Source organism: Bacillus sp. AFS055030, assembly GCF_002574545.1.
Taxonomy (GTDB): Bacteria; Bacillota; Bacilli; order Bacillales; family Bacillaceae_G; genus Gottfriedia.
Genome location: NZ_NUGT01000013.1, coordinates 1 through 25,480 on the forward strand (window position 1 = coordinate 1; position 25,480 = coordinate 25,480).

At 32.0% G+C, this 25,480-nt stretch carries 29 protein-coding genes; 7 read left to right on the forward strand and 22 right to left on the reverse strand.

The genetic code is table 11. The features are described 5' to 3' along the window. Positions 1–279: 279 nt before the first annotated feature. Both CN925_RS04580 and CN925_RS04585 read left to right on the forward strand, forming a co-directional pair. Positions 280–969, forward strand: a complete 690-nt coding sequence (locus CN925_RS04580) for an MgtC/SapB family protein (protein WP_098845094.1) — start codon at positions 280–282, stop codon at positions 967–969. Positions 970–1,032: 63 nt separating this feature from the next. Beyond that, positions 1,033–2,025 (forward strand): potassium channel family protein, encoded by a 993-nt coding sequence (locus tag CN925_RS04585; RefSeq protein ID WP_098845095.1) that lies wholly within the window; start codon positions 1,033–1,035, stop codon positions 2,023–2,025. 49 nt (positions 2,026–2,074) lie between these two features. Here CN925_RS04585 and CN925_RS04590 read toward each other — a convergent pair whose 3' ends face one another. Together CN925_RS04590 and CN925_RS04595 are read right to left on the reverse strand one after the other, a co-directional pair. Continuing rightward, a complete protein-coding gene (locus tag CN925_RS04590; protein ID WP_098845096.1) occupies positions 2,075–2,479 on the reverse strand; it encodes a YugN-like family protein in 405 nt (134 codons plus the stop codon). A gap of 120 nt (positions 2,480–2,599) precedes the next feature. Beyond that, positions 2,600–3,952, reverse strand: coding sequence for a glucose-6-phosphate isomerase (locus CN925_RS04595; protein WP_098845097.1), 1,353 nt, complete (start codon positions 3,950–3,952; stop codon positions 2,600–2,602). A 190-nt stretch (positions 3,953–4,142) separates the two neighbouring features. On the opposite strand from CN925_RS04595, the gene CN925_RS04600 reads away from it, so the two are divergent. Then, positions 4,143–4,376: a DUF378 domain-containing protein gene (locus tag CN925_RS04600; protein WP_056468643.1), complete on the forward strand. Its 234-nt coding sequence runs from the start codon at positions 4,143–4,145 to the stop codon at positions 4,374–4,376. Positions 4,377–4,452: 76 nt separating this feature from the next. Here CN925_RS04600 and CN925_RS04605 read toward each other — a convergent pair whose 3' ends face one another. Then, positions 4,453–4,839: a CvfD/Ygs/GSP13 family RNA-binding post-transcriptional regulator gene (locus CN925_RS04605; RefSeq protein WP_098845098.1), complete on the reverse strand. Its 387-nt coding sequence runs from the start codon at positions 4,837–4,839 to the stop codon at positions 4,453–4,455. A gap of 324 nt (positions 4,840–5,163) precedes the next feature. Between CN925_RS04605 and CN925_RS04610 the strand changes: the two genes are divergently transcribed. Continuing rightward, complete coding sequence (locus CN925_RS04610; protein ID WP_483295167.1) at positions 5,164–6,000, forward strand: alpha/beta fold hydrolase; 837 nt, start codon at positions 5,164–5,166, stop codon at positions 5,998–6,000. 35 nt (positions 6,001–6,035) lie between these two features. On the opposite strand, the gene CN925_RS04615 is transcribed toward CN925_RS04610, so the two are convergent. The 6 genes from CN925_RS04615 to kapD form a co-directional block, all read right to left on the reverse strand. Then, positions 6,036–7,442 carry a sensor histidine kinase gene (locus tag CN925_RS04615; RefSeq protein WP_098845100.1) on the reverse strand — a complete coding sequence of 469 codons (1,407 nt, stop codon included), beginning with the start codon at positions 7,440–7,442 and terminating at the stop codon, positions 6,036–6,038. Beyond that, entirely contained in the window at positions 7,439–8,113 is a 675-nt protein-coding gene (locus CN925_RS04620; protein ID WP_098845101.1) for a response regulator transcription factor, read from the reverse strand. The genes CN925_RS04615 and CN925_RS04620 overlap by 4 nt, the downstream gene beginning before the upstream one ends. Then, positions 8,106–9,092: a YncE family protein gene (locus CN925_RS04625; protein WP_098845102.1), complete on the reverse strand. Its 987-nt coding sequence runs from the start codon at positions 9,090–9,092 to the stop codon at positions 8,106–8,108. The genes CN925_RS04620 and CN925_RS04625 overlap by 8 nt, the downstream gene beginning before the upstream one ends. A 63-nt stretch (positions 9,093–9,155) precedes the next feature. Beyond that, positions 9,156–9,899 (reverse strand): FixH family protein, encoded by a 744-nt coding sequence (locus tag CN925_RS04630; protein WP_098845103.1) that lies wholly within the window; start codon positions 9,897–9,899, stop codon positions 9,156–9,158. A gap of 206 nt (positions 9,900–10,105) precedes the next feature. Further along, on the reverse strand, positions 10,106–10,288 hold the full coding sequence (locus CN925_RS04635) for a hypothetical protein (RefSeq protein ID WP_098845104.1): 183 nt from the start codon (positions 10,286–10,288) through the stop codon (positions 10,106–10,108). Positions 10,289–10,479: 191 nt separating this feature from the next. Beyond that, complete coding sequence (kapD, locus tag CN925_RS04640) at positions 10,480–11,100, reverse strand: 3'-5' exonuclease KapD (protein WP_098845105.1); 621 nt, start codon at positions 11,098–11,100, stop codon at positions 10,480–10,482. 240 nt (positions 11,101–11,340) lie between these two features. Here kapD and CN925_RS04645 point away from each other — a divergent pair, with 240 nt between their 5' ends. Next, complete coding sequence (locus CN925_RS04645; protein ID WP_098845106.1) at positions 11,341–13,212, forward strand: transglycosylase domain-containing protein; 1,872 nt, start codon at positions 11,341–11,343, stop codon at positions 13,210–13,212. Positions 13,213–13,263: 51 nt separating this feature from the next. On the opposite strand, the gene CN925_RS04650 is transcribed toward CN925_RS04645, so the two are convergent. From CN925_RS04650 to CN925_RS04690, 9 genes are all read right to left on the reverse strand, one after another. Further along, positions 13,264–13,821, reverse strand: a complete 558-nt coding sequence (locus CN925_RS04650) for a DUF5366 family protein (protein ID WP_098845107.1) — start codon at positions 13,819–13,821, stop codon at positions 13,264–13,266. Between the two features lie 196 nt (positions 13,822–14,017). After that, the gene (locus CN925_RS04655) at positions 14,018–14,404 is read right to left on the reverse strand and encodes a PaaI family thioesterase (protein WP_286138268.1); all 387 of its coding nucleotides are present in this window, start codon (positions 14,402–14,404) and stop codon (positions 14,018–14,020) included. Positions 14,405–15,048: 644 nt separating this feature from the next. Next, positions 15,049–15,684 carry a 3D domain-containing protein gene (locus CN925_RS04660; protein WP_286138269.1) on the reverse strand — a complete coding sequence of 212 codons (636 nt, stop codon included), beginning with the start codon at positions 15,682–15,684 and terminating at the stop codon, positions 15,049–15,051. Positions 15,685–15,767: 83 nt separating this feature from the next. After that, a complete protein-coding gene (locus tag CN925_RS04665) occupies positions 15,768–16,085 on the reverse strand; it encodes a YuiB family protein (protein WP_286138270.1) in 318 nt (105 codons plus the stop codon). Positions 16,086–16,178: 93 nt separating this feature from the next. After that, positions 16,179–16,658, reverse strand: coding sequence for an NUDIX domain-containing protein (locus CN925_RS04670; protein WP_098845109.1), 480 nt, complete (start codon positions 16,656–16,658; stop codon positions 16,179–16,181). 186 nt (positions 16,659–16,844) lie between these two features. After that, positions 16,845–18,062, reverse strand: a complete 1,218-nt coding sequence (locus CN925_RS04675) for an NAD(P)/FAD-dependent oxidoreductase (RefSeq protein ID WP_142339186.1) — start codon at positions 18,060–18,062, stop codon at positions 16,845–16,847. Between the two features lie 698 nt (positions 18,063–18,760). Continuing rightward, positions 18,761–19,114, reverse strand: coding sequence for a HesB/IscA family protein (locus CN925_RS21210; protein WP_098845110.1), 354 nt, complete (start codon positions 19,112–19,114; stop codon positions 18,761–18,763). Then, complete coding sequence (gene dapF / locus CN925_RS04685; RefSeq protein ID WP_098845111.1) at positions 19,115–19,981, reverse strand: diaminopimelate epimerase; 867 nt, start codon at positions 19,979–19,981, stop codon at positions 19,115–19,117. 327 nt (positions 19,982–20,308) lie between these two features. Then, positions 20,309–20,545: a YuzB family protein gene (locus CN925_RS04690; protein ID WP_098845112.1), complete on the reverse strand. Its 237-nt coding sequence runs from the start codon at positions 20,543–20,545 to the stop codon at positions 20,309–20,311. A 195-nt stretch (positions 20,546–20,740) separates the two neighbouring features. Here CN925_RS04690 and CN925_RS04695 point away from each other — a divergent pair, with 195 nt between their 5' ends. After that, positions 20,741–21,808: an NAD(P)/FAD-dependent oxidoreductase gene (locus CN925_RS04695; protein WP_098845113.1), complete on the forward strand. Its 1,068-nt coding sequence runs from the start codon at positions 20,741–20,743 to the stop codon at positions 21,806–21,808. Positions 21,809–21,872: 64 nt separating this feature from the next. Here the strand turns inward: CN925_RS04695 and CN925_RS04700 are convergent, their stop codons facing one another. From CN925_RS04700 to CN925_RS04710, 3 genes are all read right to left on the reverse strand, one after another. Then, positions 21,873–22,838 (reverse strand): SPFH domain-containing protein, encoded by a 966-nt coding sequence (locus CN925_RS04700; protein WP_218937218.1) that lies wholly within the window; start codon positions 22,836–22,838, stop codon positions 21,873–21,875. A 15-nt stretch (positions 22,839–22,853) separates the two neighbouring features. Further along, entirely contained in the window at positions 22,854–23,273 is a 420-nt protein-coding gene (locus tag CN925_RS04705) for an NfeD family protein (protein ID WP_098845114.1), read from the reverse strand. Between the two features lie 211 nt (positions 23,274–23,484). Continuing rightward, entirely contained in the window at positions 23,485–23,787 is a 303-nt protein-coding gene (locus tag CN925_RS04710) for a DUF1462 family protein (RefSeq protein ID WP_098845115.1), read from the reverse strand. Positions 23,788–23,909: 122 nt separating this feature from the next. Between CN925_RS04710 and CN925_RS04715 the strand changes: the two genes are divergently transcribed. Then, positions 23,910–24,137, forward strand: a complete 228-nt coding sequence (locus CN925_RS04715) for a NifU family protein (protein ID WP_025671774.1) — start codon at positions 23,910–23,912, stop codon at positions 24,135–24,137. Positions 24,138–24,179: 42 nt separating this feature from the next. Here the strand turns inward: CN925_RS04715 and yutH are convergent, their stop codons facing one another. Continuing rightward, positions 24,180–25,178: a spore coat putative kinase YutH gene (gene yutH / locus CN925_RS04720; protein WP_098845120.1), complete on the reverse strand. Its 999-nt coding sequence runs from the start codon at positions 25,176–25,178 to the stop codon at positions 24,180–24,182. Positions 25,179–25,480: the final 302 nt, after the last annotated feature.

Genomic DNA, 25,480 nt, shown 5'->3' on the forward strand with positions numbered 1-25,480 from the left:
TTTAGTTTTCAAAGTTCACATCGTCGCGTCATTTGCGACTTTTTCATATTAACATCTCTTTAAAAGCGAGTCAACATTTTTTTTATTTTTTTAAAACGTTATTTCGTTTTTTGTCGAACCATCTTGGCGACGTATATAAATATAACACTCGATTTAGTTTATGACAAGCCCTTTTTTCATTTTTTTTATAAAATCTTAAAAAAATTATTTATAGTACGGAGGAAGTGTAATATGCAATGTCGAATTAGCCATAAACTACATAGAAAAGGGGTTTAGAAAATGGATCTTCAACCAGATATCCTCATAAAATTACTAGTATCAGCAATGTTAGGTTCCGTTATCGGTCTAGAAAGAGAGTTAAAAAGAAAACCTCTTGGATTAAAGACTTGCCTTGTTATTTCAATTATGAGTTGCCTATTAACAATTGTTTCGATTAGTTCAGCTTATTCATTTCGTGGAAGTGATTATTTAAATATAACAATGGATCCTTTACGATTACCGGCCCAAATAGTATCAGGAATCGGATTCGTTGGGGCTGGTGTTATTCTCCGAAGAGGTAATGATACAATAGCAGGATTAACAACGGCTGCGATGATTTGGGGCGCATCGGGTATCGGAATAATTGTTGGGGCTGGCTTTTACGTCGAGGCTCTGGCGGGAGTAGGCTTATTAATTATAAGTGTTGAATTAATTCCTTACTTAATTAACAAACTTGGCCCTAAAAGATTAAAAGAAAGAGATATAAGTTTGAAGCTAACAGTAATAGGAAGAGAAAATATAAATATAGTCATTGACCAAATAACCGCTCAAGATATTACAGTTAAGAATATAAAAATAAAAGGACTAATTAATGATGAACATTATGTCCAAATGAAATTATTAGTGTTTAATAAACGAAGAACAACTGAAATTTATTATGATATCGAACAAATAGAAAACATCCGTGGAGTTGAAATAGAAAGTATATAGTAGTGATAAGTTATTACTTATTGGTAAAAATAAGTGTTACGAAATTGTAATGGAGGTATAGACTTGAAAATATTTCGTAACCAACCTATGTATTTTAAATCCTATACACTTTTAAAAATTACTTTAATATTATTATCGTTAATAGCTATTTTCGGAACAATCATCCACTTCGCAGAGCCATTTACTTTTCCTACAGTTTGGGATGGTATGTGGTGGTCAATTGTAACTACATTTACAGTAGGTTATGGTGATTACGTGCCTCTATCTCCAGTTGGACGTTTTTTTGCCGTTATATTAATTTTACTTGGTACTGGATTTGGTTCTTATTATATGATTTCATTCGCGGCACAAACTTTTAGAAACCAAGACGCAGATTACAGAGGAATACTAACATTTACGAAAAAGAACCATATTATAATAGTAGGGTGGAATGAACGAGTTAAAAATGTTATTAAACAACTACGTGCATCTTCTAATCAAGTCTATATTGTATTAATTGATGAAACCTTAAAATTATTACCTCCCGATTTAGAAAAGGTACACTTTATAAAAGGCTCTGCATCCAGTGACTCAGTTTTAGAAAAAGCGAATATAAAATTTGCGAATACAATCTTAATTACAGCTGATCAAAATAAAAATGAGCAAGATGCAGATATGCAAACAATCTTAACAATCATCGCTACAAAAGGTCTTAACCAATCAATTAACTGTATCGCAGAAATCTTAACGAAAAATCAAGTAATTAACGCAAAAAGAGCCGGTGCCAATGAAGTAATTGAAGCAAATTTATTAACATCCTTTGTAATGTCAGGTTCGGTTATGCATAGAGGATACTCAGATGTTGTGCTTAAGTTAACAAATCAATTAGAAAACTTTACAGTAAAAATATTGGAAGTCGAACAAAAAATGGTTGGAAAATTTTATTTCAATCTTGTAGTTGAAGAATTAAACAACGATAAAATGATTATTGGAATCATTCGTGATAACCAAACAATCATCAGACCCGATAAAAATATTAAGATTACAATAGATGATTTTCTTATTTTACTGACTTAATTATTGATATCAAAAAAGAGCCAATTCAAAAGATTTGGCTCCTTTTATTTTACAAAAGTTCATCTTCAATTATCTTCAGAATTTCAAACCCTTTTATTTGATATTTTCTAGGAACTTTTGCATCTTTCTCAATTGGTTCTTGGAACTGGTTTAATGATCCAGTTAAATTTCCCTCTATCCCAACATTATCATCTAGCCCCTCATTATAAATATGAGTTAATAAAAAGGGTGTCTCAAATTGTATAACAGCCCCATCCATATCTAAAGAACCTGAAGTAACATTAAAAGGTAATCTTAAATATTGATACCCGTCATCATCTCTCATTAATAAATCAAAACTTCCATGATCATATTCCCAGTTAGCTCCAATTACAAATCCATGATTTTTTAATTTCCCCTCAATTTCATTAAGCGGAAATATTGCATTCTCTAATTTTGATTTTAAAGGATACATACTTACCTCCTCCTTTTTCAATAGTATTTTCTTATTAAGTAAAAACATGAATTATAATTTTAATTTCAATAAAAAAACCGTTGTTAAAGTAAATTTAACAACGGTCCTTTTGCCTTACTATTATTTTAAACGTTCTTCTAATTGCATTTTTAGTTCTTCAAATCCTGGTTTTCCTAATAATGCAAACATGTTTTTCTTGTATGCTTCAACACCTGGTTGATCAAAAGGATTTACTCCTAGTAAATATCCACTCATCGCACAAGCTAATTCAAAGAAGTATACTGTATAACCGAAAGTATACTCATCTAATTTAGGTAATGAAACAATTAGATTTGGTACTCCACCGTCAGCATGAGCTAATATCGTACCTTCGAAAGCTTTTTTATTAACAAAATCGACAGTTTTTCCAGCAAGATAATTTAATCCATCAGAATCATTATCCTCAAGTTCGATTGTTAATTCATGACGAGGATTTTCAACAGATAAAACTGTTTCAAATAAATCACGTCGTCCTTCTTGAACATATTGTCCAAGTGAATGTAAATCCGTTGAGAAGTTTGCTGAAGAAGGATAGATACCTTTTTGATCTTTCCCTTCACTCTCACCAAATAATTGTTTCCACCATTCTCCAAAATATTGTAATGATGGTTCGTAGTTAACAAGCATCTCTATCGTTTTACCTTTGTTATATAGAACATTTCGAACAACTGCATATTGGTACGCTTGATTATCTTCTAATTCTGAAGAGTTGTATTCTTTATACGCATCTTGTGCACCCTTCATCATTTGTTCAATATCAATACCCGCTGCAGCAATCGGTAATAAACCTACTGCAGTTAATACAGAATAACGTCCACCTACATCATCAGGAATTACAAATGTTTCATATCCCTTTTCATCTGCAACAGTTTTTAATGCCCCACGTGCTTTGTCAGTTGTAGCATAAATACGATGTTTAGCTTCTTCAACACCATATTTTTCTTCTAACAACTTTCTAAAAATACGGAATGCAATAGCTGGTTCAGTAGTTGTCCCAGATTTTGAGATAACATTAATTGAAAAATCCTTATCCTTTAAAACTTGAGCTAAATCGTGCATATATGTAGAACTAATATTATTTCCTACGAAGAAAACTTGAGGTGCTTTTCTTTCTTCTTTAGAAGCAATATTAAAAAATGAGTGTTGTAACATTTCAATGGCAGCACGTGCACCTAAATAAGATCCACCAATACCAATTACTAAAAGAACGTCTGAATCTGATTTAATTTTCTCTGCTGCTTTTTGAATTCGAGAAAATTCTTCTTTATCATAATCATTAGGTAACTCTACCCATCCTAAATAGTCGCTACCTGCTCCTGTTTTTTCATGAATTGTATGGTGAAATAATTTCACTGCATCCCTTAAATAAGATATTTCATGATCTTGAAAAAACATTTTCGCTTTTGAATAGTCAAATTTAATATGAGAAGTCATACATCAAACCTCCTTAAATAGTTATAATACCTTTACAATGTACCTAATTAAATTATTGAAAGCAAGTAAATGCAACTATATTTATGTGAAAAAATTAACAAAAAGTTAAAAGAGATTTGTTTTTAAGTACATAAACAAAAATAAATGAGGAAAGCTATGTTAGAAGGTAATAAAAAGGAGGTTAACCTATATGAGTACATTACAACGTATTGCACTTATTTTTACAATTATTGGGGCTATAAACTGGGGATTAATTGGATTTTTTCAATTTGATTTAGTTGCAGCAATTTTTGGTGGTGCAGATTCTGCTTTTGCTCGAATTATTTATGGTATCGTTGGTATTTCAGGACTTATTAACCTTGGCTTATTATTTAAACCTTCAGAAGAGCTAGGAACTCATCCTGAAACAAATGAAGTAAGATAAATTGCAGACGAAATTAGTCTCATTACTATCTATACTTTTCTAAAAATTAAAAAGGAAGGGTTAATCCCCTTCCTTTTTAATTCGTCATATTTTCTTTCTTCATCTCAACGCGAAGCCATTCATTTAATTTTTTATGCAGGGTGCTAAATCCATCTGGTTTAAGCTCTCTTAATAGTCTAGCTGCATGTTTTAAGTTCTCGTCACCATTAAATCCTTGATCGATACTTGCTCCTTTTAAAGACAAACTTATTTTTCCTGTCATTTCATCAATAGACAGTACACGTACATTTACTAATTGCCCAACAGAGATATAGTCTCGAATATCTCGAACATATCCATTAATAATTTCAGAAATATGTACTAGTCCTTGTGTTTGGTGATCAAGTGAAATAAAGGCACCATACGTTTGAATCCCTGTTACTTTACCAGTGTAAATTTTTCCAATATTGTAGTTTTGTGCCATTCAAAACACTCCTAATTTTCGTTCAATTCCACTAACTAAATTTTAGCACACACAGACCAACTTTTAAAGTTTGCTTACTTCCACTCATAAATGGCACTTCTTTAAAAATCCCTTTACTTAATTATAGTCACTTTAAAGGTTGGGCTATTTCAATTATTTTAAATAAAATCAGTCTCTATTAGAATTGACGAAAAACTTATAATTTAAAAGTATTTTAGCTTTTTGCAAATCATATGGTGACATACAGAGCATTACTTAGTTAAAGAATGTATTCCTCCCGTTTGGACATAATAATCCAAAAATCTAATAAGGAGAGTTTGGATGATGAATCATTCTAGAACAATACAGTCAACATATAAGGTTTCTGGACTTGATGTTTATTATGAACTTTACGGATACCATAATAGCAATAAGCAAGATTCAAAAGTATTTGTATTAATTCACGGTTTTTTATCATCTTGCTTCAGTTTCCGGAGACTAATCCCTTTTATCTCAAAAGATCATGTAGTTGTTGTCATTGACTTACCCCCATTTGGTAAAAGTGGAAAACATTTAAATTTTAAATATTCGTATGATAACTTTGCGAATGTCGTGATCTCTCTTGTAAATCATTTAAATCTGCAAAACATTTATTTAGTCGGACATTCTATGGGTGGTCAAATTGCTTTATATGTAACGAAAAAAGCACCGGAGCTTGTTAAAAAGGTGGTTTTATTATGTAGCTCAGGTTATTTAGGAAGGGCAAATCCACATTTGATTATTTCATCTTATTTCCCTTTTTTCTATCTATATATAAAAAGGCATTTAGCTAAACAAGGTATTATGAATTCACTAATTTCAGTTGTTCATGATCAGAAGTTAATCGATGATGAGATGATTAACGGATACAAGGAACCTTTTTTGCGAGATGAAATTTTTAGAGCATTAACAAAGATGATTCGTGATCGAGAAGGTGATTTAAGTCCAGAAGATTTACAAAATATATCTGTACCTACACTTTTAATTTGGGGTGAAAAGGATAAAGTCGTTCCATTAGAAGTAGGGGAAAGATTGCATCGCGATTTAAGGTACTCAACTTTATATACTTATCCAGAAGCAGGGCACTTAATTCCAGAAGAAATTCCTGAACATATTTATGAACGTATATCAAATTTTGTATAAGAAAAAGAGTCCACGATAATGGACTCTTTTCGCATTTATTCTAATTCAAATATCGGCAAAGTAACAATTACCTTTAAGCCGCTGCCATCTATATTCATGAATTTTATTTTACCATTGTGTTGCTCAATAATTTGCTTTACGATCGCAAGTCCTAACCCGGTTCCACCTTCATTTCTAGATCTTGCTTTATCGACCCGATAGAATCTTTCTCCTAAATGCGGAATCTCTTCAGACGGGATCCCTTTTCCTTCGTCTAATATTTCCAAAGTGACTTGTTTATCTTGAAAAAGAGTAATATAAATTGTTTTACCTGAAGGTGTATAACGGATTGCGTTATCAAGTAAATTATGGATTACTTGCTGGAAGCGATCTGGGTCAACATTTGCAATAATCGTCTCATCTAAATTCTTATGAATTTTAATATTACGTTTAATGAGGAGCTGCGAATATGTTTCGATTGTCTCTTCAATCAGCTGCGCAATTACGTTAGGTTCTTGATTAAGTGGAAATTGCTGACCATCTAATGTAGCTAAATCAAGTAAATCTCTAACTAATCTTTGCATCCGACTAGCCTCTTTTTGAATGATACCAACATATTTAAGTTGTTGTTCTTGTTTTATTACACCATCTAATATGGCTTCACTATACCCTTTAACATAACTTAATGGTGTTCTTAATTCATGAGAAACATTGGCTAAAAACTCTTTTCTATTTTCATCTTCTTTTTGCAAAGAATCAGACATTGAGTTAAACGCAGTCGCGAGTTTTCCTATTTCATCACCACTATTGTAATGGATACGTTCAGTGTAATCACCATTTGCCATTTTATAAGATATATGCTCCATTCTTGATAAAGGCTTAATCATTTGTTTTATGATTCTTCTGCCAATTAAAAGAATAACAAAAGCAAATAAAAATGTACTTACCATAAAGATCCATTTTGATTGTCGAATTAATTCAGTAACACTTCTTAATGGCAAGTGTAAATAAATAATCCCTTCAAGTTTTTCTTTTTTTACAACCGGAACTACAGCACCGATTATTTGATGCTTAAATCTTTTTTCGAACCCGGTTTTCGTAATCACTTTTCCTTTTAATAAAGTTTCACGATCATCTTCTGTAATGAAAGATTCGTGGCTAACATTATAAGGGATACATGCACTTAAATCTCTTGGATTACTAATAAATAAAACATTGGCATTTGAAACAGCATCAAATTTTGAAACAAACTCTGAAAAGTCATTAACATTATTCGTTTTATGATAATGTTTGACTAAACTTGTACCTTCTTGAATTAAAGTGGAACGAACATATGAAACATATAATTGCTTATAGGCAAACTGAAACATTAAAAAGAAAAAGATTGTTGTACAAATTACGATTAAACAAATCGTTAACCAAAGCTTTTGTAAAAACGATAATGAATAGATTAATTTCCTCATCCGTTTATCCCAAATTTATACCCTACACCCCAAACCGTAGAAATATAATCTGCATCCTGTCCTAATTTAATTCTTAATGTTTTTATATGTGTATCAACTGTTCTAGCTGTACCAAAATAATCGAAACCCCAAACCTTTTCTAAAATTTGTTCGCGACTAAAAACTTGGTCTTGATGCTTACAAAAGAAGAGAAGTAAATCATATTCTTTTAAAGTAAGTGATATAGGTTTGCTTGCGACAAAAACATTCCTAGACTTTTCATTTATTATGATTTGTCCGATCTGTAACACAGAAGCATCAGTATTTTTCGTTCTTCTTAAAACTGCATCTACTCTTGCAATTAATTCTCCAGGACTAAATGGTTTTACAATATAGTCATCCGCTCCCATTTTTAATCCATTTACTTTATCCCACTCTTCACCTTTTGCTGTTAAAAAAATCACAGGCACATTAGATGTTTCTCTTATCTTTTTACAAAGAGTCCATCCATCCATTATGGGCATCATAATATCTAAAATTAATAAATCATAGTTTGATTGACTTATTTTTGACAATGCCGACTCCCCATTGTTTGCTTCGTCCCAACTATATCCGCTATTTTCTAAATACATTCCAACCAATTGGCAAATCTCTTGTTCATCATCAACAATCAATATTTTTCTTTCAATCATGACTTAAGCCCTCTCTTATCAATAATTGAAAAGGTCCTCTTCCAACTGCAACTTCTTTTTCAATTTTCATCGTTGTCGTATTAATTTGATACAACTTATTTAAATCATAGCTTGCTGCATATGCACTATGTTTAAAGCCAATAGCCGTATATGGATTCGAACCAACTTCAATAAAATTTGTCTGATTAACAACATTCGGATTTAGTTTATAAATTTGGTTTGTACCATGGGCGATCGTAAACAATCCGTCTTCATTTTGAAAAAACGAAATAGGCATTAATGGCGTATGAAGAGACTTTTGTTGCTTACCAGTAATAGTTGAATATATTTTTACATCCTCATTTTCCTCTTCACCATTTCCGTGTCCCCCAACAAATAGTTCTGATGAATCGTTGTTTAAAATTAAACCGACCGATGTGTACGGCACTTCGATTGTTTGTTCAATTTTAAAACTACTTAAGTTAATACCAATTACTTTTCGTTCGTTAAACAAGCTAACATATAATTTATGATGAATCGTATCTTCAACCATAGAAATTGGACTTCTACCTATTTTAATTTTTTTAAGCACCTTACCGTTATGGTTAAAAAATGTAATGTTATTCTCTTCTCCATTTGTGACAGCAATCACTCGTTTACTTTTTAAGGAAATTATATTAGTAATTCCTGTACCTACATTCCAACAATCAACATGGTCCCCTGTTGATAGTTGATAAATATCTATTTTTGGATTTGTTGGATGATATACCGCAATATCATCACCGCTATGTAATAATACCGCTCCACTTACATCTCTATTTAAATTCCAATCTGTTACTTTATGTAAATCATCTAAACTTAGGAACGTTAAACTTCCTACTTTTTTATTTACTGAAATAAGGATATTTTCCGAAGTCTTAATATGTGTCAAATCATTTGACACACAACCAGTACAAAATAGGAAAAGTAAAATCGTGCTGAAAATCGAAATCTTTTTCAAAATATCCCCCCATAAAAGAGGCTATCCTTCTATTCATCAGAGATAGGATAGCCAAGGTTATTATTAATTTACAGTAAGCTCTTTTACAGTATGGTCATGTAATTCGTCTTTTTCAACATGAACCTTTACTGTATTTGTTCCCTTTTCTTTAAAGGTATACTTAACTTCATACTCACCTGGTGCGACTTCTTTTGCATCAGTATAGTCATGTTTTGCTTGCTCATCTTTCCATGTTTCAATTCTCACGTTCGCTTTTTCTAATGGTTTTTCATCATTCGTCATAAGATGAATCGTAAATAGATTTTCTTTATTTACATGAATATTTTCAGTACCCATTAAGTGAATCATTACATCTCCATGATGATCGTTTCCACTGTGAGATGCATGCTCTTTCTTTTCACCATTACTATTACTAGTTGAAGAGGTAGTTTGAACTTTAAAATCCTTTTTAGGCATTGAATGTTGATCCCTAGCAGTAACATGGGCAATTACATAATAATCTCCAGGGTTAGTAAATTTGTATGTAGCCGAATAAATGCCATCAGCACCATTTTTTGCTTCAAGCATAGCAATACTATCTTCACCATTTTTACCAATTTCAAATTGTACTTCATCTGCGTCAGAAACAGCTTTATGATTTTGACTAACTTCAGCACGTATAGTAATTTCTTTATTTAAATTAATATCTGATGTTGGCAGAAGTATATTTACATCAACTGGTTTTTCAACTACGGGTTCCTTCTTCTCATTAGAACAGCCTGTAGTTATCATAATGCTTACAATTAATAGACTTAATAATTTTTTCATATGTAATACCTCCTAAGATTCTGCTAAATTAAAACAGATCTTACATTTTAGATCAATAAAATGAATGTTTTAAACGTACCTTGTTCTGATTAGTAATTTGTAGTTAATAATTTCACAAAAATAATCTATCACAAAAATGTGATGAAAATGTGATGTAACTCCAAAAAAAAGAGACCTTCCTTAGTAAGTCCCCATTTTGAAATATTTTATTCACGTAATGATTTTTTTTCTTTCGATTCCATTAAGTCTGTTATTCGCTTTTCTTCTTTTTTCGATACTCTTTTTATTAAATAAAAAGTTAAAAATGCACCGATCATAAAAATAATTAATGAAATAACGGCAGGTATATATTCAGTTTTATCTTCAGGAAAATATAAAAACTCCATCATAGTCCCATCACCCCATTGCCAATTATACAAAGTATTCTATAATAATCAAAGTAAAATGAAGTATTGTCCAAAAGATTCTCATGATAATTAAGTTGTTTCTTGGTGATTTCCTGCGGGATGCTCGCTTTCCTTAAGGTTCATTTCCTATTTCAACAGAATAAAAAACCAACTGATTTAAAATCAATTGGTTTTTAGTATGAAGATATTCTTTTCTTTAATAAAGAAAAATCAATTAAATCTCCTAAGGTCGCTGGTGCAGGCTTTTTCATATATTGCTTATCTTTTTCTACTAATTTATAAATATGATAGGTCGTTAATGCATCGTCTAGTGCTTTGTGGTGATTTCCAGTTCCATCTTTCCCATACTCTTTCATTGCGTTCCAAAGGCCGGTTTGATTTTGGTTGCCGAAGAAGGTTTTGTACTCAAGACATAAATCTCTTACTTCCCCATGAATTGGGAATGAAATATTGGCAGCCTCGCAATTATGTTTTAGTACTCTCATATCCATATTTCCCCAAGTAATAACAGTGGTTCGATAGTTTTTTGTCGATTCATTTAATATTTCTGCAAGTTCTTTTAACTGTATTCCATGGTCAACATTCTCTTGTGAAATATTGAGAAACCTTTTGCATCTTGAGGATAACATTGGAAATTGCAGTGGTTTAACAAATGAAGAATATGTTTGATTAATCTCATCATTAATGACACTTACAAAACCAACTTCAATGATTTCCGGAAAAAATTTAATTCCTTTTGATTTTCCATCGGGCATTGTAAATTCAAAATCAATAAACAGGAACTGCTCTTTCATTTCCTCACCTCCAGAAAAATAAATTTTCTGATTTTTACTTATTGTCTTATATGATTAGCGAATATTCAAGTAAGACAAATTTCCTATTTTCAACTTTATTCCTTATTTATTAATACAACCAATTTGTGTAAAAAATAACATAAGATGCCCATCAAGTTGAAAAATCGTGTTAAAATAATATCGTTCGTTTATTTAATTCTTTAAACGAATTAAAAAATAGAAAGTATATAGAGGGCTATTATGAAAAAAATTATTGGATTTATTATTATTATAATAAGCTTTCTTGTCTTTTATTTCACATCTCAGCAAGCTATGATGGCATATGAGACCTCAAAACATATTCCCAAAAAGAAGGTAGAAGAACTGCCTGTTGTTTCTTTATCACAGAACAGTGTATTTTATGATCGTAATAATAATCCTTTTTATATTCCTGCTTCTGGTGATAATAGAATTAATTTAAAAAGCGGTGATATTCCGCAACTAGTAAAAGATATCTTTATTTCTACCGAAGATCGATATTTTTATTCACATAAGGGTATTGATTTATTTGGAGTTGCTAGGGCATTTATGGTGAATGTTTCGAATAGTGGAATAGAACAGGGAGCTAGTACAATTACACAGCAACTTGCAAGAAATTTATATTTAACTCAAGCGCGTACAGTCGAGCGCAAAATGAAAGAGATTCAAATCTCTTTACAACTTGAAAAGCAATACTCTAAAGATGAAATTTTAGAAATGTACATTAATACAATTTATTTTGCAAATCGAAACTATGGAATTGAAGCTGCAAGTAAAGCATATTTTAGCAAATCGGCAAAAGATTTGAGTATTGCTCAAACAGCCTTTGTATGTACAATTCCAAATAACCCAACTTTATATGATCCGTTGAGAAACTTTAATAATGCTAAAAAACGTCAAGAAAGAATCTTAGGTATTCTTAGAGATCAGGGAAAAATTACTGAACAACAGTATACAGCTGCTATGAAAGAAAAGATCACACTAAAGAAAGATAGTAAAACACAGGAATATCCTGATTACTATTCTTACGTCGAATCTGAACTGAAGAGTATTTTAGCTGGTAAAAAAGGAAAATTTAATACTGGTAAACTATCAGTCGCACAACAAACTGAATTGAAAAAATTAAAAACTCTTCAAGAAAGAGCATTGTATTTACAAAATCAAGGTTTAAAAGTCTATACAAGCTTAAATCCATCAGTTCAACAAGCAACAGTCAGCGCAGTGAATCGAGGTACAATCTCAACAAATACGCAGGGCGCTGCAGTTGTCGTAAAAAATGATACACATGAAATTATTGCAATTTCTGGGGGAAGAAACTATGAACCTCACAATCTAAATCGAGCATTCCAATCATATAGACAGCCAGGTTCAACTATTAAGCCAATACTAGTTTATGCGCCATATATCGAAACTTTTGGTGCTACTCCAGATACAAAAGTAAATGCAGATAACTACTGTAAAGGCACGTATTGTCCTAAAAATGATAGTAAAAAAGAATACGGAGATGTAACCCTACGTACTGCTATGCAGAATTCATATAATACAGCTGCAGTTCGATTATATGAGCAACTTACACCACGTGTAGGATATTCATACTTAGATAAGTTCGGGTTTAGAACGATTACAAATAAAGATCGTATAGAGCTTGGTCGTGCTCTTGGTGGCTTTAATGTTGGTATGTCGCCATTAGAAATGACAGATGCATACTCTACATTTGGTAACAATGGGGTATTCTATGAAAATACTGCTATTAAAAAAATTACGTTAAGAGATGGTACCGTATTATATGAGAATGAGCCAAAAGCAATTCGTGTATACAATCCATCAACGAACGAAACAATGAGAAGCATGTTAAACTCTGTCGTGAAAAATGGTACTGCTAGACATATCTATATGCCGTTAAACTATATAGGCGGTAAAACAGGTACAACTAACGATAATACGAATCTATGGTTCATGGGATTAACTTCGAATTATACAATAGGTACATGGATTGGTAATGATAAACAAAGAATTCCAATTCCAAAAAACTATTCTTACCCACCTACTCAACGCATATGGCAAAATATCGTTGTGAATGGCAAATTATATTAATCTATAAACAAAAAAGTAGCACTTTTGAAATCATCAAAAGTGCTACTTTTTTTAAAATGGCATTGAAGTTTTAAATTTAGCTAAAACTGTAAATGCCCCGTATACTACACCGCTTCCTACTAATCCCCACATGATTAATTGGATCATTATAAACCCAATGATTCCAACAATTGTATAGTTAGATCGTTGCTTTATTAAAAATAAAATATAAAATGCAATTACTGATAATAGTAGAATAATAGCAATATACACTAAAGATTTATTTAAAAAGATAGCAATTAATCCACCTATTAAAAAGACAAAAGAATATTTCTTAGATGCTAATAAGTCTACGCCTTCATTGTCTTTTGAGAATAGTAGTAGCGCAAATTGCCAGATCATTTCAGAAATTAATTTGAATCCACTCAAAACTAAATAGAAAAGAAATGCTATGCCTAGAAATGTAAGGATTCTAATTTCCTTCTCTGGAAGTAGATCTGTAAGTGGTTGTAGAATACCAGATACTGATAAAAAGTTTATAGTCATTTGAAAGAAGTTTAATGTAATGGCGACCGTAAACATAATAATTGATAAAAGTGCATTAAAGCCTGTGTAATATATATTTTTCATCGAATGTCTCCTTTCTTCTCTATCTCAAGAAAAATCTTAATTAGAGGATGTCTCACTTATCTTCGAATTTTTATATACACAACTTAATTATTTTACCATAAGTTTAAGCTAAAATTGATGAGTTTCTATTTTTTTCTTTTTTAGAGTCAAAAAAAAAACTGCAAAATTACAATTGTAATTTAACAGTTCATAAGAGCTAATTTCGTTTATCTTTAATCGCTACTGTACATCTCGAGATACAAACTAACTGCTCATCTTCTGAATAAATTTTTATATCCCAAACCATTGTCGTTTTACCTGTATGTACTGCAGTTCCAATTGCAGTTACGACACCATCACGAACAGAACGTAAATGATTTGCGTTTATTTCCAAGCCAAAAGCAAGTTGATTCTCTTGATCAATCATCGAAAACGTCCCTACACTCGCAACCGTTTCAGCTAAAGCAACCGAAGCTCCACCGTGTAAATATCCAAATGGTTGATGTACTTTGTCCGTTACTTCCATTTTCATTACTACTTTTCCTTCTTCAACTGACTCTATCGTCATGCCTAAAGCATGCATTAATGTCATTTTCTCTTCCATTTCTCCTCCGCCTCTCGATTAAAGCTGACCTGCTATAAACAAAATCTGTTTTCGTCATACTTGTTTGAAAAAAAATTTCTGTTTAACAAATTCTATTTTATTAAAAATTTTACTTATTTTAAATTCGAGATAATGAAAAGATTTTCCTTTTAATCAAAACAAATATCCAAATAACGTTGTAAACCCCTTGCTTTTAATATGCAAGGGGCATGATTTTATAGTACACCATCAAATCGCTTTTTTTGCATACTCTTTTAAACTACTCATTTGTTTTATGAGTATTCGTTTTGAAATCCAACCGAATAAAAAGCCCATCATTTTAGCTGCAATCGAATGCATTTCCAACCTACATTCGTAATCTAAACTGGGTTGATTAGTAGCTACAGAAAAAAAGTGATAAATTGCCTCAACTGTAAAACTTGAATGCTTTAAGCGAACTCCTAACTCTTTTGGTGGTAAATAAGAAATGATTTCTCCATCATATTCTTGAATTTTTCCACCTTCTTTTAACTTTTAAGTATTCTCAATAAATCCTTCCATCCACTCTTTTATATGAGCATCTGAATCAACAACTTCAAATACCGCTTCAATTGGTGCATGAATGATTAAACTATATTTTGTTTTTGACATTATCCATTTTTCACCTAATTTCTTGTTTGCTGCCTGAATACTTGTAATGAATTTTGCTCATTTAATTCCTTTAGATCAGACTCTGTAAACCGTCCATTACCTTGTTTAATGATATATACATTTAATTTCTTCTTGCCCCAATGCTCAAATACATCTCCAACTGTCTGAAAATATAAATCCAAATGATTTCCTTTAACTGCTGCACCTTTATCTGCGACTACTCCATATCCGTACCCTGGGATAAATAATATCGTTCCGATTGGAAATACGTTTAAGTCGGCTGCAATGGTTGAAAATAAATCCCTTTTTACTTCTACACCTGAGTAAGTAATTCCATATGAATGATCTTTAGGACTTTTTCCCGTTGATTCCCTTCCGGCTGTATAGCCAGTTGCTGTAACTGTTATCTTTTTATAATTATTCCAATTCGTATTATGTTCGATGTTTTTTGCCATCGTAATCATTATGCTCTCATTTGTGATCGTTTTATTTTCTTCTGCAAATACTTTATTTATAGCAATTGAATCGCTAAACCATCCTTTTATCGTTGCGACTTGAATATTTGCAAGGATTTTTAAAGAAGAAACCAAAGCAATAATGAATAAAATAGATAAAATAATATGTCTAAATAATTTTTTATTTATACCCAATGAATCATTTCACTCCTTTTCATCTTTTCATCTTTCCCCAAAACAAAAAAAATATAAAAAAAACTTTCTCATACGTGAGAAAGTTAGAACATTTGATATCCATTTTTTCTTAATGACAGGATTACTACACCTGACATAATTGCACCTATTAAACCAGCTGTTAAAATAACAATATCACCAGTTCCTACTGACATTAGATTTGTTTTTAATGTCTCAAAAGCTGCAGAAGTATTCGTAAAATATTTTACTGTACTAATCTTGTCCACAATCATAACGATTAATAGTGGATAAATTACTACCATAAACCAAGTTGTTCGAAAAAGCATATTAGCTAGGAAACCGATTCCAAAGGCTAATACGAAAAATAGCAATATTGAAATTAGTAAAACTGGAATACTCATCACCATATAAAAACACCCCACATTTTTTCTATATACAGTGTAAAACCTTCTTGTCCTATCGTCAATTTTCTAAAAATTCAAACCATTAAAAAATCACTTAATAAAGTGATAGGTAGTATATTGGAATTGATCTCCTGGGTTTAAGCCTTTTACAACTTCCATTGGCTTATTCGGAGGATTTTCAATTAAGTATTTAATTAGTAATGAAGATGTTGGATCATCTATTAGCTCTTCTTCAGAAATAAAACGGGCATCTGATAACTCTTCTTCTTGAATCGTTATCATTGTATCATCTGCCTGTAATAAGAAAATTAACATATTATCACTAATTTCTTCGCGAATAACACCAGTCCTAACACCTATTAACCCAATTAAGGTTGCATTAACGCCTGTTTCTTCTTTAATCTCTCTTAATACTGCTTGGTCGACAGTTTCATCTTGTTTTACAAAACCTGCTGGTAAAGACCATAAACCTTTTAATCCACTATATTTTTTCTTTACAACTAACCATCTTCCGTTAGAGTCTTTCACTAAACCAGCTACTCCTAGCCATACATTGCTTCTTTTACTCATCTAATTATGACCACCTTTACAATAAAGAAAAATCATCTATTGGCGAGCTTTTAGGCGATGATAGAGAACGTAGTTGCCTATTTTAAACTTAATGCCTAAAATAGGCAACTACGTCTAGAATTCTTCACCACTGCCAATTTAATCAATATACAAAGAAAAAGCCCGACTTAAGTCGAGCTAATATGCTTATAGGAAGTTTAATTTACCTTTTTTAAGAACTAACATTGGTCCGCCAAGTAAGAATAAGTAACGGTTATCAATTACTTTCTTCATAAATGAAGCTTTCCAACCAGTTAATTTTTTACCATAAACTACACCAATTGCATCATCATGTCCTAATGAACATACTGTACCTTTAATGTCCGGTGTAAACTCTTCAAGTTCACCTTTTCCACGAACTAATACAGCTAAGTTATGTGCAACGTTAAATCCTTGTTGGATTGCAATTTGTGCTGTTGGTGGGTATGGACGGTTACTTGATTCGTCGATTAATAAAGCAGAATCACCAACGATAAATACATCATCATATCCTGGAACTCGCATATCTTTTGTAACTTTTACACGTCCACGCATAGCTTCGAAGCCAGCTTGCTCTACTAATGCATTTCCACGTACACCTGCAGCCCAAACAACTGTTGCAGAGTTGATTTTCTCTTCTACATCACCTTTAGCAACGATGATTCCATCTTCAGTACATTCTTTAATAGCTGTACCAATTTTAAATTCAACGCCTTTTTTCTCTAATTGAGAAACAGCATAGTCAACTAATTCAGGATCAAAACCTGGTAATACCATTGGAGCAGCCTCTACGCAGATAATACGAACTAAATCACGATCGATATCATATTCTTTGCATAGTTCTGGTACGCGGTTTGCAAGTTCTCCAACAAATTCGATACCTGTAAATCCAGCTCCACCAACGATAATTGTTAATAACTCATCGCGTTTTTCAACTGGTGTATTGTAATATTTAGAGAAGCTATAATCAATATGCTCACGAATTTGACGAGCAGCATTAATGCTTGCGATTGAGAATGCATGTTCTTTTAAACCTTTAATTCCAAATGTTTCTGACTCAAAACCAAGTCCAACTACTAAATAGTCGTAGTTTAATTCGCCGTTAGAAAGAATAACTTTCTTTTCTTCTGGTTTAATTTGAGTAACAGTATCTTGGATAAAGTTTACTTTACTTGGGTTAATCACGTCTTTAATGTCAAGGCGTGTACGGTCATGATGTAATGTACCTGCTGCATTTTCATGTAACCAAGTCGTTTGGTAGTGGTAACTATTTTTATTTACTAATGTAATGTCCGCTTCATTTGCAGATAATGTTTTTTGAAGTCGAGTTGCAGTAATAATTCCACCGTACCCAGCTCCAAGGATTACAATCTTAGGCTTGTTCATGATATACATACCATCCTTTTAAATTATATTAAGTACCTACAATTTGCTGTCATATCTCTAAATTTATAACTAAGCTCAATAGTGAGCAATCTGATACATTATAAATTAGTATAAAGTTAAGCAAATGATTATATAGGAATATTTGTCTAAATATTTCGTATAAATTGTCACAAAATGTTAACAATTTGCCTATAACAATATTAAAGTTTTTTGTATAAGATTTCAAGATAAATCTAATCTGTAGAATTCTCGAAATTTTAAGCTAAATTGGTTATTTTTTGGCCACACCTCAATTTTTCTGCATAAAATATGATATTATTCTATAATAGATGACAAGCATTTATACATCGCATATTGATCCAACTGCAAAAGTACTTCCAGGTCCTTCAATTTTCTAAGGCAGTCTTTTTTAGAATCACTTGTGATATATTGAACAATATACACCATAATTCGTGAACTACTTCACAACCAACTCCTTAAAAAACCAATTCAATTTTTATCTACACTATATAATAGTACACAACTTCAAAAAAGATTCAACAATTTCCCGTGAATTTGTAAAAATATTAACAATTAAGAATTTAGCCTAAGTTGTTTAAAAGAAAAAATAGGATACAAAAGTATCCTATAAGTGCGTAATCTTAGTTCAAAAATATTGAAATTTAGACTGACTAAAGAATGTTTTCAGGTAGTCTGAATTAGCACTCTTCAGGAGTACCTGCATTCGTAGCTGTTCTAAAACTAGAACCACAACCACATGATGCAATTGCATTTGGATTATCGATTGTAAATCCGCCACCTAGTAATGATTCTTTGAAATCAATTACAACTCCTTTTAAAATAGGAGCACTTTCATTATCAATTAAAAACTTAATGCCATGATATTCTAATTCTGTGTCATCGTCGTTTTTTTGTGGATCGAAACCAAGTCCATATGAAAGTCCAGAGCAACCTCCACCTTTAACACCTAAGCGAACAAAAGTGTTTTTGTCTTCTTCGTTTTCAATCATTTCTTTAATTTTTAAACCTGCTTGTTCAGTAACTGTAATCATTTATTTCACTCCTCTTTTAGTATAGTATATGCCTTCTGTTATTGTAACTGCTGGGCCTTTCATCCATACATCCCCATCAGTAGACCAAGTAATTTGTAAATCTCCACCTTGTAGGTGAACAGTTATCGGTTCATCTCGTTTATATTTTCCTTCTTGTATCATAGCGACTGCTGCAGCACAAGCTCCTGTTCCACAGGCTTGAGTTACGCCAGAACCTCGCTCCCATACAACGAAATTTATCTCATTATGCGGCAAACATTCGATAAATTCAACATTTACGCTCTCCGGAAATAAATCATGTTTTTCAACAATTGGACCTAAAGTTGTTAATGGTGCCTTTTTTATATCACTTACTTCAAAAACAGCATGTGGATTTCCCATCGATACCGCAGAAAATTCATAGCTTTTTTCTTCAAATAAAATACTGTCTCTAGCATATTCCTGATCATCACCAATCATTGGAATTAGAGATCTTTGGAATATTGGTTTACCCATATTTATTGTTACTTCATTAACAATATTATTTTCAACATGTACTGTAGCTTCAACAATTGTACTGATCGTTTCAATCTTAAACGAAGTATTATTTACAATTCCATGTTCGTATGCATATTTCGCTACACATCTTAGGCCATTACCACAATTTTTAGCTTCTGATCCATCATTATTAAATACGCGCATTTTAACATCACAAACTTCTGATGGGCAGATTAATATCATTCCATCACTACCAATACCTGTATTAATATTTGAAACTTCGACTGCAAGTTTAGCCAGCTCTTCTTCTCTTAAATTTTCTTCAAACAGATTAACATAAATATAGTTATTTCCTAATCCATGCATTTTTGTATAACGAAAAGAATTCATTTTCATGACTCCTTACTTTTTTTATTAATACAAGTATAAAATTTTAATGAATTGAGCACAATAAGAACATCCCCCGTTTCTCGATATAGAAACATTTTAAGAGCTTCACTTAGGTGAATGCTCATTTTTTTGCATCAATTTTGCTAAATTTTTTAAAATAGTTTACGTAATTATAATTGTATTTGTTAATGTGATTAAACGAAAGAAGAGTATTTTAAATGGTTAAATAAGAGGATCGTCGATGAATGGTTAACGAGTTACGACTGAACTTTTGTAGAAATTGCTCGAAACATATAAAAAAGCACTGTTAATTATTAACAGTGCTACTTATATTAACATATTTTCTTCTAAGAAAATATAAATATTATCTACTAGCTCGGTTGCCGTTTCTCCAGTTACTACTTCCCCTTCAACTAGTGCAAAAAGTGATAGATTACATTTTCCACAATATCCAAGGCAGCCATATTCTAGTATATCTAGATTTGGATCACGTTCAAGCTGTTCTAAAGCCTTTTGTGCACCGTCTGCTAGGTTTTTTATACAAAATTCGATTAATGGTCTCACTCTTTTTCACTCCTTGCTCCTCATAAAGTTACTCTTTTTTTTTAAAAACGTCAACCTTTTGAGAATATATGGAATGAGCGTTATTTTACAGAGTTAAGCGTTGTTATTTTAACATAAAATATATATAATATAATTGTCGAAAAATAGAAAAATTTTTTCATTCAACGCTAATAAAACAAAAGGGGAACATCAACTATGAAAAACCTCGTATTACTAGGTGCCGGATATGGAAATATTCGTGCTTTGTCACGTCTATTAACATCTGATTTGCCTGAGGATGTTCATATCACATTGATTGATCGAAATTCTTTTCATTGCTTTAAAACTGAGTATTATGCATTAGTTGCAGGTACGGTTCCAGAGCAACACATTAGAATACCATTACCAACTCATGAGAAATTAAAAGTTGTATATGGAGATATTACTACAATTGATACGGCAAACAAGAAAGTAGAATTAAGCAATGGAAAATCAGTTTCTTATGATGATTTAATTATCGGTTTAGGTTGTGAGGATAAATATCATAACGTACCTGGTGCACCTGAATATACTTATAGTATTCAAACAATTGAAAAAACAAGAAACGCTTATGAAAATGTAAACAGTCTACCTCCTAATTCAGTAGTCGGTGTTGTAGGTGCTGGATTAAGTGGAGTAGAAGTAGCTAGTGAGCTAAGAGAAAGTAGAAGCGATTTAGAAATTTTACTTTTTGATCGTGGAAGCCGAATTTTATCAATGTTTCCAGAAAAACTTAGTTATTATGTTCAAAACTGGTTTATTGAGCACGATGTAAAAATTGTTAGCAATTCTAACATTACAAAAGTAGAGAAAAATACTTTATTTAATCATGATGACAAGATTCATTGTGACGCTGTTATTTGGACAGCGGGAATTCAACCTGTTGAAGTTGTCCGCAATTTAGACGTAGAAAAAGACAATACAGGAAGAGTCGTTGTAACGAAATATCATCATTTACCAGACGATGAGCATGTTTATGTAGTTGGAGATTGTGCTTCATTACCATATGCACCTTCTGCACAACTTGCGGAAGCTCAAGCAGAACAAATCGTTATGGTTCTACAAAAAAAATGGAAAGGTGAAGACCTTCCAGAAGTAATGCCTAAAATAAAACTAAAAGGTATTATGGGCTCATTAGGTAAAAAACACGGTTTTGGACTATTCAATGAACGCCCACTAATCGGTCGTGTTCCAAGATTAATTAAATCCGGAATCTTATGGATGTATAAATACCACAATGGTTGATTAACTAATCATCTTTTTAGCTATACTTAAAAGCCCCTTAACAAAATGGCTAAGGGGCTTTTTTTTATTCTGTTTTATCAGATTTAATAACCTCTTTTACACTTTCAACCATACCTAGAAGCTTTGTAGCGTCTGTCGGAATAACAAGTTTTGATGCATGACCATAAGCTACTTTTTCTAAAGCTTCCATTGAACGCAATTGAACCATTTCTTTAGTTGGCTCTGCATTTCTCCAAACATCTAACACAAGTTGTTCCCCTCTAGCTTTTGCTTCAGCAAGTTTAATGATTGCCTCTGCTTCCCCTTCAGCACGTAAAACTTGAGAATCTTTATCTCCTCGAGCTTTTTCAACTTGGCTTAAACGTTCCCCTTCAGCTTCAAGAATTTTTGATTGCTTTTCTCCTTCTGCTTTCAGGATTTTTGATTCTTTTTCACCTTGTGCATTTAATACTTTTTCACGACGAGTACGTTCTGCTTGCATTTGTCGCTCCATCGCATTTTGTATATCAATTGGTGGAATGATATTTCGGATCTCTACACGATTTACTTTCATACCCCATTTATCCGTTGCTTGGTCAAGAACAGCACGGAGTTTATTATTAACAGTATCACGACTTGTTAAAGTTTCATCTAAATCTAATTCCCCTATTAAGTTACGTAAAGTAGTAGCTGTCAAATTAGAAATTGCAGACAGTGGATTAGCAATTTCGTATTCATGTCGTACAACATCAGTTACTTGATAGAAGACAACTGAGTCTACTTGGATACTAACATTATCTTTTGTAATCATCGATTGTGGCGGGAAATCTACCACAGTCTCACGCAAAGTTTTTTTACTAGCTACGCGTTCAACAAATGGTATGACAACGTGAATTCCACTCTCTAATTTACGATGGAATTTCCCTAATCGTTCCACTAGATACACTTCAGATTGTCTAACAATGCGAATACTAGATAACAAAAGTAAAACAACAAATAAAACAATAATTCCAATAATAATTGGACCAACCATAGAACCTACATCAGACATAACATTTCTCCTCAATTAGTTATTTTTCACGTATAAAGTTGCACCTTCAATTTTTGTTACAATTACCTTTTTATTTATAAATAATGGTTCTGTAGAACGGATTGTCCATTCATCACCATAAACTTTGGTCGTACCTACTGTATCATCATTTAATTCAACAGATGCTACAACGACCTCTTTACCAACTAAAGCATATACTCCATTTTCGATCGTTTTTTGTTGGTGGATTCTTTTTGCAAATTTCTTAGTACTAAGCCACAAAATTAATGCACTAATAACAAAAACGATAAAAGTAAAGGTGTTTGATCCTGTTAAATAACTTACAACTGATGCTAGAATACTCGCAATACCGATCCATAAGAATACAAAGGTTAATGAAAACATTTCGATGATAATTAATAAAACTCCAATTACAAATAAACTGATCGCAACCATTCCACCCCTCCTCCCAATTCTATATATATGCCAAAAATTGTAATTTATTTATTTTACACTTCTATTCTATCATGATTATCCCTTGCATTTTACCTAAAATATTGAATTTTATTAAAACATTTTAATTTTTGCAAAGAATCATTTACTCAAATTTTTTGCTTCAATAGCAGTAAAAAACCCCTTACATATTTTTGTAAAGGGGTTTAATTTATTATAATTCAATGGCGTTATATACATCTTTTAATCTTGGATTACCTTCACCAACAACATTTCCATTTACTAAAACTACCGGATAGAAAAATTCATCATTTCTAACTCGGTTGGCGAAATCTTCTTTTTCTTTATTCTCTACATTAAATATATCAATGTATTGAAAATCAAAGGCTAAGTCAGGATATTTTCTTTGAAGTGCAGCTTGAAGCCATTCAAATGTTTCAATTGATGATGGCATTCCTACACAACTTGCACATATTACTTCAGCTCCAAAAACTTCCACTAAAATTTTATTACTCATTTTCTCCTCCTAGCATACAATAAATGTGTGTCCTAAAATAATTTCAAACACACAAAGTACTCTGTAATAGATTTTTTCCTCTTAACTGATTATAATAAAATTAGTGAAAGGAGTCGATATGAATGGACATGAAAGAACAAGTACAAGAAGTTTTAGATAAATTAAGACCGTTTTTACTACGTGATGGTGGAGACGTTGATTTAGTTGATATTGAGGATGGAATTGTTAAACTTCGCCTTTTAGGTGCATGTGGCAGCTGCCCTAGTTCAACGATTACACTAAAAGCTGGTATTGAGCGAGCTTTATTAGAAGAAGTACCTGGTGTAATTGAAGTAGAGCAAGTATTCTAATATATTTTCAATACTAAAAGAGAGGGATAACCACCCTCTCTTTTACTTTAGCCATTTAATTTCGCGAATCCCTAACTTAGCAGTTGGTAGTCCGATTAAATCATAAAATCCACCTAAAAAAGCTTCGAACTCGTTAGTATTTTCAAGATAATTAACTAACTTACGTTCATACCTTTTTCGATCCGAATCGCTTTTTGCCAAGTAATACCCTTCAATTGTTTCAAAATAGTGAACAGGGAAAAGAAGTCTTGCAAATAACAAACGCCACGCAAAAGTAGACAATGGACTTTTCTTTTCATAACCATAAAAAAATGAAAGGATTTTCTTTTGATGATTACTGGGATTCTCTAAATATTCATCCCGAACCCATTCTGCAAGGTCTCTGCTTGGATGATCATAAATCCATTCAATCGGTACTTTCGCAAAATGAATTTCTTTCTGTCTTCTTTCAGTCATTTTTTGATGACAAATTGTTGCTGCATCAACAATTTGAGGAATATCATCTAGTTCTGTATCTACAACATATTGAATGGCATTTTCAGTCATTCCGAGATAATAAGGAAAAGATTCAATAAATATTTGTTCGAAAAAATTTTCAGGATGACTATTCACTTTACTTTGCCAAAATCTTTCTAACTGCTCTAAACGCTTTTCCCATAAATTCTTCCATTTCCCGATCCTATTTAATCTTTTCAATTCACCTGAATATTTTTTCCCTCTTAAATGAAAAATTGCCAGTTCTTCACCGTTATTATTACTGCGTTCATTTTGTCTGTTACTTTTAAATAATGAATAATTATTTCCATCAATCTTACTCACATAATACCCTTGAACATTTTGAACAAAGGTTGCGACCGATTGATCTCCAGTTGAGCTCATAAAATCACTTAAGCTTTTCATTTCTTGCAAATCATCTTCTTTTAAATTTCCAATAGGTGCAAGAAAATACACCCTATTCCGCTGCCAAAACATGTAATATGACTGTACTTGAAGTAATTCAGCTGGTTGTATTTGATAATGTGTAAACATGTCTTGAATGATGTTTTGGTTGCGAATAAACATCATCACTCACATCCTTCTTATAACTACTTAATTAATATATATGTCACAAATCCCAAAACCTGTACCCTACTTTTTCACTTTCTATAGATAAACCCGAATGGCCATACACAAAAAAGGAGAGAATGACGTAGTATATATGAAATGTGGAAGCGAGTTGGTCAGCCCCGACAAGCATAAGAACAATGACAAAAAAGGTTGCTTTTTACCTTTATTGGCATTGGGCTTATGACCTCGAGGGGCTACTCGCTGGAACTAGACATCATGAAATGTGGAAGCGAGTT